Genomic DNA, 12,606 nt, shown 5'->3' on the forward strand with positions numbered 1-12,606 from the left:
AGTTCGGGGGATGAGGGGAAGTATGATTGTACAGGCGGCTATCGCGGCGCTGCTGGTGGGCTCTGTTCCGGATCCCTCGCCTATGCATCAAATTATCAATAGCGCACATGATGCCGGTGAGACCGGGCGCTTCGAGAATGGCCACACTCTCTATTACCATTATATCGTGCAATATTGGCAGGAATATCCTGCAGGATCGAGCAGAGGGGAAAACCCCAGCGCATCGGCGCCCGGGCAATTTAATGAAAAGCCTTCAGTCTATGTCCACGGGAAAGTTCCGCCGAAAGAGGCTGATCTGATTGCGCGCAAGTTGGAAGTCGCGCACAAAATCCTTATGGAGCTTCCGTCTTTAAAGGATATTCGCGGTGCTAGTTTGCTGTCGAGCATCAATATACGCCGGACTTTATCGGGTCATATAGAAGCTGAGCTCAAATTATTTGCAAGACCAATATCCTTGGGTAGTCCAAGAACAATTAAAATCAATGGTCGCTATTACACACCCGGTGAGGGCACGTCACTGGATGTTGAATTCAATATGCCGCTATTCGAATATCCTAGAAATCTCGGTTTTTTGAGTGGAAAATATAATGGTAACTTATTGGCTTACGAGGACGTTTTTGTCGTAAATTCAAGCCGGTGGCCTTTGCAATACCATGACCATGTCGATGACATTACTTATTTCAGTAATGATCCGGATTTCTTCGATAGGACGATTCCTCCTTCGAAACTACAATTGCTGGTAGGTAAAATTCGAGGTGGCCCCCCGGACATGGATTTGAGAATGAATAATCAAGGATTGTCGGAAACGGAATATATTTCACGCCTCTACGCTGCGCTCTACATGGCGGATTGGAATGAAATAGCTCGCAAGATGGAAGAGGTGCGATAATAGCTCGTTCGATCATCATGGCGGCACGGGCTTTTTCAAGGCCGATCCTGATGACCGGGGTGCTGCTGGCCGGCACCGGCGTGATGCTGGGAGCGTTTGGGGCTCATGCCCTCAAGGACCGGCTTGATCCCGCCGCGCTCGGCTGGTGGCAGACGGCGGTGCAATATCAGATGTGGCACGCCGTCGCCCTCGTCGCCTTGGCGGGGCTCCCGGGGCGCCTCGGCCTTCCCGCTGCTCTGTTGAGTATCGGCACCCTGGTCTTTTCGGGATCGCTGTACCTGCTCGCCTTGACCGGCCTGCGCTGGCTCGGTGCCGTGACGCCGGTGGGCGGGCTGCTGATGATCGCGGGATGGCTGTTGCTGGCGTTGCGTGCCTGGCGCACGAAGGACCAAGGCCGCTCCGCTTAGCCGATCGTTCTTACCATCACCGAAAGCGTGCCGTCCATAACCCGGATTTCGTTGAAGGACGGCCGCGTCGCGCGCAGCCGTTCGGACAGGGTGCCCGCGCCGATCATCCGGATCGCGCTGCCGCACAGCGTGTGATCGACGTCGAACGGGTCGTGGACATGCCCGCTCAGCACCGCGTGGGCACCGGCTTCGGCGAGGGCCTTCAGCGCCGCGAGGCCCCCCTTCGTCTTGGCGCGGGATTGAAGCTCGGGCCTGTCGACGAGGGGGTGGTGGGCCGCGACGATCTTGACGTGACCCTTGTCGCTCGCCGCGATCATTTCCACGGCGCGGCGAAGGCTGCTTTCGCTCACCACGCCCCAGGACCAGTTGCGCCGCAGCTGCGCGCGGGCCGTGGTGCGCAGCGGCACGATGGTGACGGACGGCAGCTCCAGCGGCTTTTCCACCATCTTCTCCACCCGCCCGAAGCGGCGATAGGGGCGAAACATGCGTTCGAGCGGGTTGAAATAAGGCAGATCGTGATTGCCCGGCTCCACCGTCACGGGCACCGGCAAGGCTTCCAGATAGCGGGCGGCCGCTTCGAATTCCGCCGAGCGCGCGCGCATCGTCAGGTCGCCGGTACAGATCACGGCGTCCGGCCGTTCGCCCGCGACGGTCGCGGCGAACCAGTCGAGCGCGTCTTGATCGGCGCGCCCGAAATGGAGGTCGGAAACGTGAAAAAGCCGGGTCATGGGGCGGGAAACGGCCCAAAGGCTCTTTGGTTCGCCGTCAGCCCTCATTCATCTTGGCGGGCGCATTCTTTTCGCTCCGGAAGGAAGAATATATGCGACACGCCATGAAATCCGTCTTGCTCGCCGCCGTTTTGGCCACAGGGGCCGTGGCGGCCCCCCGGTCGACGCCCGATCAGCAACTGGCCCATATCCTCAAGGACCGCGTCGCCGGGAAGCCCCAGCACTGCATCGACACCAGCCGCATCCTGTCGAGCCGCATCATCGACGACACCGCGATCGTCTACGATGCCGGCCACACCCTCTACGTCAACCGGCCGGCGTCCGCCGAGGGGATGAACGATTGGGACATCATGGTCACGCGCACCTTCGGTTCCCGGCTGTGCGACAATGACGTGGTGACGCTCGTCGACCCCGGTTCGCGGATGATGAGCGGCCTCGTCTTCCTCGGCGAATTCGTGCCGTATAAGAAGGTGAAGGCGAAGGGCTGACCGTCAGGACGCGGCCTTTCGGCGCCGCGTCTCCCAGCCCTTTTTCGCCGCCGCCGACCGGTCGGCCCGGCTGCGCGATGCCGAAGCGCCGCCTTTCCTGCCGCCCGCGCGCGACGGGGCGCGGTTTTCCGCTTTCCCCCGGCCTGAACCCGATTTCTTGCCGCCGCCCGTTATCTTGTTCACCGTCGCCCAGGCGCGGCTTTCGGCTTCTTCCTTGGGCACGCCGCGCTGTTCATATCCTTCCTCAATATGCTCGGCCTGTCGCTTCTGCTTGTCGGTATAGCTGCTCTTGTCTCCACGCGGCATGGTGCGCTCCTTTCTCGACGGAAAGAAACGCGTCAGCCATGCCCTTGTTTCGAATGGCCGATCAGGCGGACGGCGTCTTGTCCGCCCGCGTTTCGGTGCCGCTCAGCGTCTCCACCTTCACGCCCGTCACTTGCCCCGCCGCATCGCGTTCGAACGTGTAGCGGGCATTGTCGAGGCGGAAGGTTTCGGCGCCGGTGCGGACGAGCGCTTCCGGCCTTCCCGCCGACGGCACGACCATCAGCTTGCCCTCCGCGACCTTGAACCCGCGCGTGCCGAACTGGCCTTCATAATCGGCGAGGCCGCCAGCCGGCGCGCTCGCGCGATCCCCGGCCATCGCCAATTCCAGCGCCCATTCCCGCTCGCGCTTCGCGACGGGATCGGTGGCGGCGGCGATCAATTTTTGCAGCGCGGCCTTGTGCGCCGCCGCCATCGCCGCTTCCGGATCGACGGCCACATCGGGGGTCACGCCGATTTGCTCCCAGCCGGGCCCATCGGTAATCCTGGCAAAGGGCAGGAAGACGGAAATGCCGGAGCCGGCCGGAAGCATGTTGCCGCCATTGCCGGCGCCGGAGCTCTTTTGCCCGAACACGGTGCCAAGCTGCTTGCGCTGGGCGATATAGGCGAACATCTCCGCCGACGATGCGCTGTCGGCGTCGATGAGGACATAGAGCGGCTTGCCGGTCATCCTCCGGCCCGGCACCTCCGCCAGGCTCATCATCCGGTCGGACCGGTTTCCCTCGCGTATGTAATTGGACAGCAACTGCATGGGTTCGGGACCGGTGAAGTAACTCATCAGGTGGCGCACAAGGTCGGGCGATCCGCCGATATTGCCGCGCAGGTCGATGATGACGGCGTCCGTATTGGCAAGGAAAGCCATCGCGGCCTTCGCTGTCTCTTCCGACATGGCGAGCGGCACGAACCGGTTGAGCTTCAGATAGCCGACGTTGCCGTCCAGGTGCTGCACCGCGTCGAAGCCATAATTGGTGCGCGCGATCTGTTCGTCGCTGCGCTGGTCGATGCGCGCGAAGCTGCGCGGTCCGGCGGTTCCGCCGCCTTGGCCCGGCTGGGGTACCGCTCCGGCGGCCGGGGCGGCCATGCGCACCGTCTGCTGCGCGCGATTGGGCTCATAAACGGCGCGCAGATGCACGTCGGCGACGGCGGCGCGCATGTCCCGCGTCAGCGCGGACGCGAATTCGACCGGATCGGTCAGCCGGTCATAAGCGCCCTTGGCGAGCTGCGCGCGCATATGGGCCGCGATCTTCTTGCCGCCCGCCGGATCGACATAGCGGGCATCGGCCGCGATCGCGATGTTGTCGACCACTCCCTTGCGGTCGGCGGCAGTCAGTAGCTTCGGCGCCGTCACTTGCGGCTGGGCGCTCCTGGTTCCTTGAATCGCCACGGCCTGCGCGGATAGGCCCGAAAGCGCGACACACAGCGCGCCGATCTTCAACAATGCAGTCATAATTCTCCCCAATGCCTTACGGCTTCCCCGGAGGGGGCATGCGGTCCGGAAGGTTGCTCCGGGCTGAATGTCCAGCTTCGCTTGAAAGCGTTATGGCTCGCGGAGCACGGCTTTGCTAGGGCGCGCAATCCATGCCGATCGACCTTATCTGCCTCGATGCCGACGATACGCTCTGGCACAATATGCGCTTCTTCGACGCCACGGAGCGGGCGCTTGTCGACATGCTCCGTCCCTTTGCGGACGCTCGTATCGCGCGCGAGGTGCTGGAAGCGTGCGAGATCCGCAACCTGAAGCTCTATGGCTATGGCGCCAAGGCCTTCACCCTCTCGATGATCGAAACCGCGCTGGAATTGGGCGGCGAGGCCGTTCCCGCCCGCGTCATCGCCGACATCCTGGCGGCGGGCCGCGAGCTCCTCGCCCACCCGGTCGAATTGTTCGAAGGCATCGAGGAGACGCTGGATGCGCTCGCGGACCGCGGCCGCCTCGTCCTCGTCACCAAGGGCGACCTGTTTCACCAGGAAGCCAAGCTCGCCGCCTCCGGCCTCGGCGACCGCTTTTCAGGGATCGAGATCGTCAGCGACAAGACGCGGGCCACGTTCGAAACCCTCTTCGCCCGCTACGGCGTCGATCCGCACTGCGCCGTCATGGCCGGTGATTCCCTGCGCTCCGACATCCTCCCCGCCCTCGAAGCGGGCGCCTGGGCGGCCTATATCCCCCAAGACCTCGCCTGGAGCCACGAAACGGCTACAGCGCCGGAGGACCACCCCCGCTATCGCCGCCTGGCGCGGCTGGCGGAGTTGCCGGGCTGGATCGACGATCTGGCGGGGTAGAAGGCCATTCGCGAACGAAATCGGAGCAGCGATCCAAGATCGCATATGTCCGCTAAGGGTGGAAAGCGGACATGCCATTTCAAATCAGGCTCAGCGATCAGTGGCTAATTTTCCGCCTAACGCAATGAACAATATGCCGGCGCTGCCTTCTATCCATTTACGAGATTTCACATAGAAACGCGCAGCAGGGCCAGTCGAGAGAACGGCCGCCAATATAACGTACCAGATGCCCGCGATTGCCGTGACGAAACTGGCAACAATGACTTTAAGCCAGATCGGCGACCCTGGGGATAAGGCGACTGCAAACAAACTAGTGAAAAAGGCAGCTGCCTTGGGATTGGCAAGATCAGTGACCAGCCCCAAGCGGAATGCTCGCCAGCCGCTCACGGGTGACCGAGCCTTTTCCGGACCACCAGCCTCATCACCCGTATGTAATTGCCGAAGTAGGCTAATTCCGAGGTAAATGAGGTATGCGGCACCTATCCATTTCAGCAGATGGTACAGCCATTGTGCACGCTCGAAGATGATAGCTAGACCTGCAAGGCTTGCAGCGGCCCACATGAAGGTCGCGACGGCACACCCCAGCGCCACTAGCATTCCTGCACGTCTTGAATGGCCAATAGCAGTCGAGGCAACAGCGAGGGTATCCGGTCCAGGGCTCATTACTACTACAGCCCATATTCCCATGACCGAACCGAGTTGGAGCCAAATACCCATTCCATCCCCCAGGAAGATCGCGCTGGAGCATAGTGAGTACCACCTCTGAAGAAGAGGTGCAATTTGCGCTTAGTGATCCAGATGTCTGCTATGGGTCGAAATCGGACCCTCATGTGGAATTTTCCTACACGGCCTGAATCTGCCATGGCGAGGATATGGCGGAAGCATCGATCCTTTCACGCATCACATCATCCTTCCCGAACCATCAAGTTCCAGGCCCGCGAAAACTTCGCCACGCCATCAATTTCATCAACTTCCCCTCGAAGACATTCAACCCAAGCCCACCCTTGTTGCGCCGCAATATGTCGCGTATAGGCGCCCCGAAATCCTTTCCTGAAAGAGCATTGAAATGAGCCTCCGCAACGTGGCGATCATCGCCCACGTCGATCACGGCAAGACCACCCTTGTCGACCAGCTGTTCCGCCAATCCGGCACCTTCCGCGACAATCAGCGTGTCGAGGAAAGGGCCATGGATTCCAATGACCTCGAAAAGGAACGCGGGATCACCATCCTCGCCAAGTGCACCTCCATCGAATGGACGGGCGCGGGTGCGGAGCCGATGCGGATCAACATCGTCGACACGCCCGGCCACGCCGATTTTGGCGCCGAGGTGGAGCGCATCCTCTCGATGGTGGACGGCGTGATCCTGCTCGTCGACGCCGCCGAAGGGCCGATGCCGCAGACCAAGTTCGTAACCGGCAAGGCGCTCGGCCTCGGCCTCAAGCCTATCGTCGTCGTCAACAAGATCGACCGCCCGGACGCCCGCGCCGCCGAAGTGCTGGACGAATGTTTCGAGCTGTTCCTGTCCTTGGACGCCAATGACGAGCAGCTCGATTTCCCGGTTCTCTATGCGTCGGGCCGCAACGGCTATGCGGGCCTCACCGACGACGTGCGCTCGGGCGACCTGACGCCGCTCTTCGAAAAGATCGTCGAGCATGTCCCGGCACCGGGCCTCGACACCGAAGCCGAATTCAAGATGCTCGCCACCCTGCTCGACCGCGATCCCTTCCTCGGCCGCATCCTCACCGGCCGGATCGAGAGCGGCAAGCTCGACGTCAACATGCCGATCAAAGCGATCGACGTGAACGGCAACGATGTCGAAGCGGGCCGCGCCACCAAAGTCTTCGCTTTCCGCGGCCTCGAGCGCGTGCCGGTGGACAGCGCCCAGGCGGGCGACATCATCGCCATCGCCGGCCTCACCAAGGCGACCGTGTCGAATACGATCGGCGCGCCCTCAGTGACTGATCCGGTTCCCGCTCGCCCGATCGATCCGCCGACGCTCGCCATGAGCTTCGCGGTCAACGACAGCCCTTATGCGGGCAAGGAAGGCGACAAGGTCCAGAGCCGCGTGATCCGCGACCGCCTGGAGCGCGAGGCCGAAACCAACGTCGCGATCCGCGTCACCGAAACCCAGGGCGGCGAAGCGTATGAAGTCGCGGGCCGCGGCGAATTGCAACTCGGCGTGCTCATCGAAACCATGCGCCGCGAAGGCTTCGAGCTGTCGATCAGCCGCCCGCGCGTGCTGTTCCGCGACGGCCCGAACGGCCGCGAGGAGCCTTATGAAACCGTCGTCGTCGACGTGGACGATGAATTCAGCGGCACGGTCGTCGAGAAGATGGCGATGCGCAAGGCCGAGATGACCGACATGCGCCCCTCAGGCGGCGGCAAGACGCGCCTGACGTTCAGCGCGCCCTCGCGCGGCCTCATCGGCTATCATGGCGAATTCCTGTCCGACACGCGCGGCACCGGCATCATGAACCGGCTGTTCGAGAAATATGGCCCCTACAAGGGCCCGATCAGCGGCCGGCAGAACGGCGTCCTCATCTCGATGGAGCAGGGAGAAGCCGTCGCCTATGCGCTGAACGCGCTGGAGGATCGGGGCGTCCTCTTCGTCTCGCCGGGCGAGAAGCTCTATGAAGGCATGATCATCGGCGAGAATGCGAAGACGCAGGATCTCGAGGTCAATCCGCTGAAGTCGAAGCAGCTCACCAACTTCCGCGCCTCCGGCAAGGACGAAGGCATCCGCCTCACCCCGCCGCGCAAGATGACGCTGGAACAGGCCATCGCCTACATCCAGGACGACGAACTGGTCGAAGTCACGCCCAAGAGCATCCGCCTCCGCAAGCGCTACCTAGACCCGCACGAACGCAAGCGCGCCTCGCGTTCGGCGGCGTAAGTCATTCCGCCCTGCCGGATCCGGCAGGGCGGTCTATCTTACGAAGATAGGTTTTTGCGGGCAGTGCATTGATGGCGGCCCGAGAGGGGCACGCCCTTCCAAGCTACCGATATCACATCTGCTTCTGAGCGGAGTATGATCACTGTCCCGGTACCCCGGCGACGGCCTCATGACAGTCGAACGTGGCCTCCTCTTGGGCCGGATGCATTCCAAGAACTCGTTCGCTTAAAAAAAGGGCGGCATCCGAAGATGCCGCCCCCAATCCTTCCGGTTTTGCCGGTCAGAACTCGAAGTTCACACCAGCCCGGAACGTCCGGCCGATCAGGCCCGGCGCATGCCACGACGTCAGCGTGTTCACCTGGCTCGGGTAAGCCGTGTTCGCAAACAGCGGCGCCCGCGCGTTCGTCACGTTGCCGACGATGCCGTAGAAGCTGAACTGATCGTTCACCCGGTACGTCATGTTCAAGTCGGAATAGATGAAGCTTTTGACATAGCAGAATTTATCGCTGCCGTCCGGGGCTTTGTAAATCGCCGCTGCGCAGGAAATGTCCCCGTTGACCGAGCTGGCCTGGTCAGCGGCAACCGCCTTGATTCGACCGACATAATAGGTCGTCAGGCTGAGTTCGAACGGACCGGACACGAAGGTATTCTGCCAATTGGCGCGCCACCGCGGGGTGCCGCCACCAGAGGACAAATCTTCCGGACCGACGGTGCCGGCGTAGCGCTGAACCGCGCCGGTTTCAGGGTGGAGATTGTATTTGAGTGTCGTTTGCGCGTCGACCCGGCTCTCCCACCTCAGATTGTCGCTGAGACGCACGCGCGCGTCGGCGGTGAATTCCAGTCCGGAGATGATGAGATAGTTCGCGTTCACATAAGGCGCATTTACGACGAGCAGACGCGGCAACGCATTGGGCGAGAAAGGATCGGCCCCATCGACCACGTTGCACGAATAGCCGGCACCGACCGCTGCGACTCTGGCGCAACCTGCCGCAGCGGCTGCGTCAGCCGAAGCGAAGGTCTGGTTGGCGACCGAGTAATAAGCATTGATCGCATCCGACGTTTGCGGACCGGTCACGATCAGGTTCGACTTTTTCACGTTGAAATAGTCTGCCGTCAGGCTCAGCCAGGGAGTCGGCTCGAAAATGGCTCCCAAGGTAAAGCTGCGGGCAGTCTCCGGCTTGATATCCGGGTTGCCGACATAACCGCGGCCCAAGCTGTATGCTGTGGTGTAAGACGAATTGTTGGGATGCGCGGCCCGGAAGGCGGCGTTCGGCGTGAAGCCGACAAAGCCGGAATAAGAGCTGCGCGGGTCCGCTTCCGCGAATGTCGGCGCCCGGAAGCCTTCAGAGTAAGAACCGCGAATCGCAATCTGCTCGATCGGCTGGAACTTCGCTGTCGCTTTCGGCGAGAAGCGGCCGATGTCGGTCGAATAATGATCGTAACGACCCGACACGTTGACATCGAGCGAATCCAGCAATGGAAGCTCGACCTCGAAAAAGCCCGCATAGACGGACCGGTCGCCATAGGCCTGCGCGGTCGATAGGCCGGGCACGTCCAGGTTCGGGTTGGCGCTGTTGTTGGTCAGCTTCTCCTTGCGATACTGGCCGCCGACGGCGATTTTCGCGTCGCCGCCTTGGAGTGTAAAGAGGCTACGGCTGACCGTGGCGTCCACGGTGAACTCGCTCGAATTCGAACGCGCGGTGATCGGAGGAGCGACCGAGTTGCGCACTTCCTCGGTATTGAGGCTCGGATTGACGAAATTGTACGAGCCGGTGTTGATCGCCCTGATCAAGCCGTTGAGATTGGCCCAGCCATATTGCGTCAAATCCAGGTTGGCGCGCGAGTAGCCCGTCTCGACATTCCAGTCCCAGGTGTCGTCGAAGCTTCCGTGCAGGCCGCCTGTGAAGCGAAACACTTCATTGTTGCGCGTGCTGCCCGAGCGGACATCGCCAAACAGATAGTAAATACGCGCGGCACCCGCAGCCGGGTTGTTGGCGTAAGCGGCCGCATAAGGATTGTTCGGGTTAAGCCGGCGATCCGCTGCAGTCGCGCAATTGACGCCCGCCGAACAGATATAGACCGGCAGCACGATGCCCGGGTTGCTCGTCGAAGTCGCCGGAGCGCCGCCGAATGCCTGGGTCTGACGGATCGCACGCGGCGGCGAGATGATATCGACCCGATTGTGCGCATAGCTTCCCGCAAGATAGCCTTCGACGCTGTCGCTGAGGCGAAGGCTCGCCCGCGCGACAAAATCGTAACGCTCCTGCAAGGGCGTGATCTGCGCATATTCCCGGGTATTGTCATGTCTGCACGCCGTGCCAACGCGCGAGGCCGTGTTCTCAGAATAGGTGCCGAACTGGCAGTTCGCGAGAGGGGTGAGCGAGGTGAAAATCGCCGGGGTGGTCGCGTTCGTGACCGAGCCGGCAAGCGGATTGTTCAGATCGGTCTGCGTCACGCGCGTGACAATCGCGTCGGTGGTGGCGGTCGTCAGCGTGTCGTCCGCGCGATTGTTGTCGACGCCCCCAATCGAGCTCAGATCGAGCGTATTGAAGGGGAAACCGCGCGAATTGGCGGAAATGCGACCGCCATATTCATAGTCGCCGCCGATATAGAAGTTGAAGCCCTGGGCGTCGTAGTCTCCGAAACCGGCAAGGAGATGCGCGCGATATTTCTGGCCATCGCCCTTCTGGGTCACGCCGGCTTCTCCGCCAGCCTTCAGTCCCACCATTTGCTTGCGCGTGATGATATTGACCACACCGCCGATCGCGTCCGCGCCGTAAAGCGACGATGCGCCGTCTTTAAGAACCTGAACCTGTTCGACGTTGACCAGTGGGATGCTGTTGAGGTCGACATAGGAATTGTGACCATCGTCGCTGAGCGGAAAGTTCGTCGAGCGCAGCCCATCGACCAGGATCAAGGTCGACGAGACGCCGAGGTTGCGCAGCGAAACGGCAGCACCGCCAGCCGAGAAACCGCTGGTAAAGCCGTTGCCGATCGAGCCCGCGCCGTCGGCGGAGACCGAGCGGATGGCGTCGGTCACGTTGGTGATGCCGGCGCGCTCCAGGTTTTCGGCGGTGACGATCGTCACCGGCAGAGCGGTTTGCGGGTCGGACTGGCGAAAGATCGTGCCGGTGACGACGATATCGTTTTGAGCGGACTGGTCGTCCTGCGTGTCAGCTATATCGGCCGTGACGCTTGTCGAAGCGTCTTGAGCGAGTGCGGGCGTCGCGAAAAGCGACCCTGCGAGCACGATCGTGGACAAGGCTACGCCAGTACGCAGCCGTGCAATTTGACTTTTTCTCATCTGTTCCCCCGAATGGCATGATGCGGTTGCAGGCAACCGAAACCCACTGCTTCGCTTATGGCCCTGCAAACATGATCTCGAGGCAGCCGATGGATAATGCGAGATTGTTTTAGTCGTGTAAAGCACCTGAAGCGCGATGGTATCTCATGTGCGTTCTTCTGTTAAGAGTGTTTCCCGGATGCAACATGTGTCGCAACTTGGCGATGTCGGCCCCTACAAGGGCCCGATCAGCGGCCGGCAGAACGGCGTCCTCATCTCGATGGAGCAGGGAGAAGCCGTCGCCTATGCGCTGAACGCGCTGGAGGATCGGGGCGTCCTCTTCGTCTCGCCGGGCGAGAAGCTCTATGAAGGCATGATCATCGGCGAGAATGCGAAGACGCAGGATCTCGAGGTCAATCCGCTGAAGTCGAAGCAGCTCACCAACTTCCGCGCCTCCGGCAAGGACGAAGGCATCCGCCTCACCCCGCCGCGCAAGATGACGCTGGAACAGGCCATCGCCTACATCCAGGACGACGAACTGGTCGAAGTCACGCCCAAGAGCATCCGCCTCCGCAAGCGCCACCTCGATCCGCACGAGCGCAAGCGCGCGTCGCGCTCGGCGGCTTAAACACGTCTCCTTCATGCCGGACTTGATCCGGCATGAAGGAACGCTGAAAGTTCACTTCGTCAACGCAAGCCGCTCTACAGCCTTTTTGTCGCACTGAGAGCAATCGGAGGCGGGCGGGACCGCGGTTGTCAGAACGCCACATTGCATCGCCAGCAATATCAAATGCGCCCTGTTCCTGGCGGACATCTTGCGCATGAGATTGGCGATGTGGGCCTCGATGGTTCTCGGCGCGTTTTTGCACAGAATGGCGATCTGCTTGGATGACCAGCCGCATGCGACCCATTCCAGCACCTGCTTCTCCCGAGCCGTTAAATAAGGCGCGCGTTCGACATTCGCCACAAATTCCAATTCCTCGCCAACATGCCCGGGCTTAGGATTTTGCGCCTTGGCGGAATAGAAACTGGATTGGGTCAGGTTCTTGTCTCCTGAAATCCTTTTCATGGAAGGCTGATACCACATTGCGAATGTACGGTATCGAACAAACGGCATGTGGTGGGAGTTTCTCCTGGCTTCCCTAACCTTTGTGCGCTTTCGCACCCCCGTGCGGCCGAGGCTGGATTTGTGGGCGAAACGACCTTCTAGGCTCATGGGCCTGGCGACTTCCGGCCGGTGGTTAGCCATTAGAGGTGGGGAAGTGTCTGCCAGCCAATCTTACACGCGCAACTATCTTCTCCGGTCTCTTTCCCCCGCGG

At 61.3% G+C, this 12,606-nt stretch carries 11 protein-coding genes and 1 pseudogene; 6 read left to right on the forward strand and 6 right to left on the reverse strand.

What is annotated here, in order from left to right; translation table 11 throughout:
- Positions 1 to 22 precede the first annotated feature (22 nt).
- Positions 23 to 889, forward strand: coding sequence for a hypothetical protein (locus tag IC614_RS12110; protein WP_200971702.1), 867 nt, complete (start codon positions 23 to 25; stop codon positions 887 to 889).
- 17 nt (positions 890 to 906) lie between these two features.
- The gene (locus IC614_RS12115; protein ID WP_226372661.1) at positions 907 to 1,296 is read left to right on the forward strand and encodes a DUF423 domain-containing protein; all 390 of its coding nucleotides are present in this window, start codon (positions 907 to 909) and stop codon (positions 1,294 to 1,296) included.
- On the opposite strand, the gene IC614_RS12120 is transcribed toward IC614_RS12115, so the two are convergent.
- Positions 1,293 to 2,024, reverse strand: a complete 732-nt coding sequence (locus tag IC614_RS12120) for a metallophosphoesterase family protein (RefSeq protein ID WP_200971703.1) — start codon at positions 2,022 to 2,024, stop codon at positions 1,293 to 1,295. The genes IC614_RS12115 and IC614_RS12120 overlap by 4 nt on opposite strands.
- 104 nt (positions 2,025 to 2,128) lie before the next feature.
- On the opposite strand from IC614_RS12120, the gene IC614_RS12125 reads away from it, so the two are divergent.
- Positions 2,129 to 2,512 (forward strand): hypothetical protein, encoded by a 384-nt coding sequence (locus tag IC614_RS12125; RefSeq protein ID WP_200971704.1) that lies wholly within the window; start codon positions 2,129 to 2,131, stop codon positions 2,510 to 2,512.
- A gap of 3 nt (positions 2,513 to 2,515) precedes the next feature.
- Here IC614_RS12125 and IC614_RS12130 read toward each other — a convergent pair whose 3' ends face one another.
- Complete coding sequence (locus tag IC614_RS12130; protein WP_200971705.1) at positions 2,516 to 2,818, reverse strand: plasmid stabilization protein; 303 nt, start codon at positions 2,816 to 2,818, stop codon at positions 2,516 to 2,518.
- 61 nt (positions 2,819 to 2,879) lie between these two features.
- Entirely contained in the window at positions 2,880 to 4,280 is a 1,401-nt protein-coding gene (locus IC614_RS12135; RefSeq protein ID WP_200971706.1) for a S41 family peptidase, read from the reverse strand.
- Positions 4,281 to 4,411: 131 nt separating this feature from the next.
- Between IC614_RS12135 and IC614_RS12140 the strand changes: the two genes are divergently transcribed.
- A complete protein-coding gene (locus IC614_RS12140) occupies positions 4,412 to 5,110 on the forward strand; it encodes an HAD family hydrolase (protein WP_200971707.1) in 699 nt (232 codons plus the stop codon).
- Between the two features lie 90 nt (positions 5,111 to 5,200).
- Here IC614_RS12140 and IC614_RS12145 read toward each other — a convergent pair whose 3' ends face one another.
- Positions 5,201 to 5,827, reverse strand: a complete 627-nt coding sequence (locus IC614_RS12145; RefSeq protein ID WP_200971708.1) for a LysE family transporter — start codon at positions 5,825 to 5,827, stop codon at positions 5,201 to 5,203.
- Positions 5,828 to 6,176: 349 nt separating this feature from the next.
- Here IC614_RS12145 and typA point away from each other — a divergent pair, with 349 nt between their 5' ends.
- Entirely contained in the window at positions 6,177 to 8,003 is a 1,827-nt protein-coding gene (gene typA, locus IC614_RS12150; protein WP_200971709.1) for a translational GTPase TypA, read from the forward strand.
- A gap of 280 nt (positions 8,004 to 8,283) precedes the next feature.
- On the opposite strand, the gene IC614_RS12155 is transcribed toward typA, so the two are convergent.
- Positions 8,284 to 11,433, reverse strand: coding sequence for a TonB-dependent receptor plug domain-containing protein (locus IC614_RS12155; RefSeq protein WP_318962889.1), 3,150 nt, complete (start codon positions 11,431 to 11,433; stop codon positions 8,284 to 8,286).
- Between the two features lie 82 nt (positions 11,434 to 11,515).
- Here IC614_RS12155 and IC614_RS12160 point away from each other — a divergent pair.
- Positions 11,516 to 11,914, forward strand: a pseudogene (locus IC614_RS12160) (translational GTPase TypA); the annotation flags it as partial.
- Positions 11,915 to 11,965: 51 nt separating this feature from the next.
- Here IC614_RS12160 and IC614_RS12165 read toward each other — a convergent pair.
- The gene (locus IC614_RS12165; RefSeq protein ID WP_200971710.1) at positions 11,966 to 12,355 is read right to left on the reverse strand and encodes a LuxR C-terminal-related transcriptional regulator; all 390 of its coding nucleotides are present in this window, start codon (positions 12,353 to 12,355) and stop codon (positions 11,966 to 11,968) included.
- Positions 12,356 to 12,606: the final 251 nt, after the last annotated feature.

The sequence above is a fragment of the Sphingosinicella flava genome (assembly GCF_016025255.1).
In the GTDB taxonomy this organism is placed as follows: domain Bacteria; phylum Pseudomonadota; class Alphaproteobacteria; order Sphingomonadales; family Sphingomonadaceae; genus Allosphingosinicella; species Allosphingosinicella flava.

Bases quoted from the DNA above. Each gene is read 5' to 3' on its own strand.
- IC614_RS12165 (WP_200971710.1), bottom strand. From the start codon at position 12,355: ATGAAAAGGATTTCAGGAGACAAGAACCTGACCCAATCCAGTTTCTAT.
- IC614_RS12135 (WP_200971706.1), bottom strand. From the start codon at position 4,280: ATGACTGCATTGTTGAAGATCGGCGCGCTGTGTGTCGCGCTTTCGGGC.
- IC614_RS12145 (WP_200971708.1), bottom strand. From the start codon at position 5,827: ATGGGTATTTGGCTCCAACTCGGTTCGGTCATGGGAATATGGGCTGTA.
- IC614_RS12115 (WP_226372661.1), top strand. From the start codon at position 907: ATGGCGGCACGGGCTTTTTCAAGGCCGATCCTGATGACCGGGGTGCTG.
- IC614_RS12110 (WP_200971702.1), top strand. From the start codon at position 23: ATGATTGTACAGGCGGCTATCGCGGCGCTGCTGGTGGGCTCTGTTCCG.
- IC614_RS12120 (WP_200971703.1), bottom strand. From the start codon at position 2,024: ATGACCCGGCTTTTTCACGTTTCCGACCTCCATTTCGGGCGCGCCGAT.
- IC614_RS12130 (WP_200971705.1), bottom strand. From the start codon at position 2,818: ATGCCGCGTGGAGACAAGAGCAGCTATACCGACAAGCAGAAGCGACAG.
- IC614_RS12125 (WP_200971704.1), top strand. From the start codon at position 2,129: ATGAAATCCGTCTTGCTCGCCGCCGTTTTGGCCACAGGGGCCGTGGCG.
- typA (WP_200971709.1), top strand. From the start codon at position 6,177: ATGAGCCTCCGCAACGTGGCGATCATCGCCCACGTCGATCACGGCAAG.
- IC614_RS12140 (WP_200971707.1), top strand. From the start codon at position 4,412: ATGCCGATCGACCTTATCTGCCTCGATGCCGACGATACGCTCTGGCAC.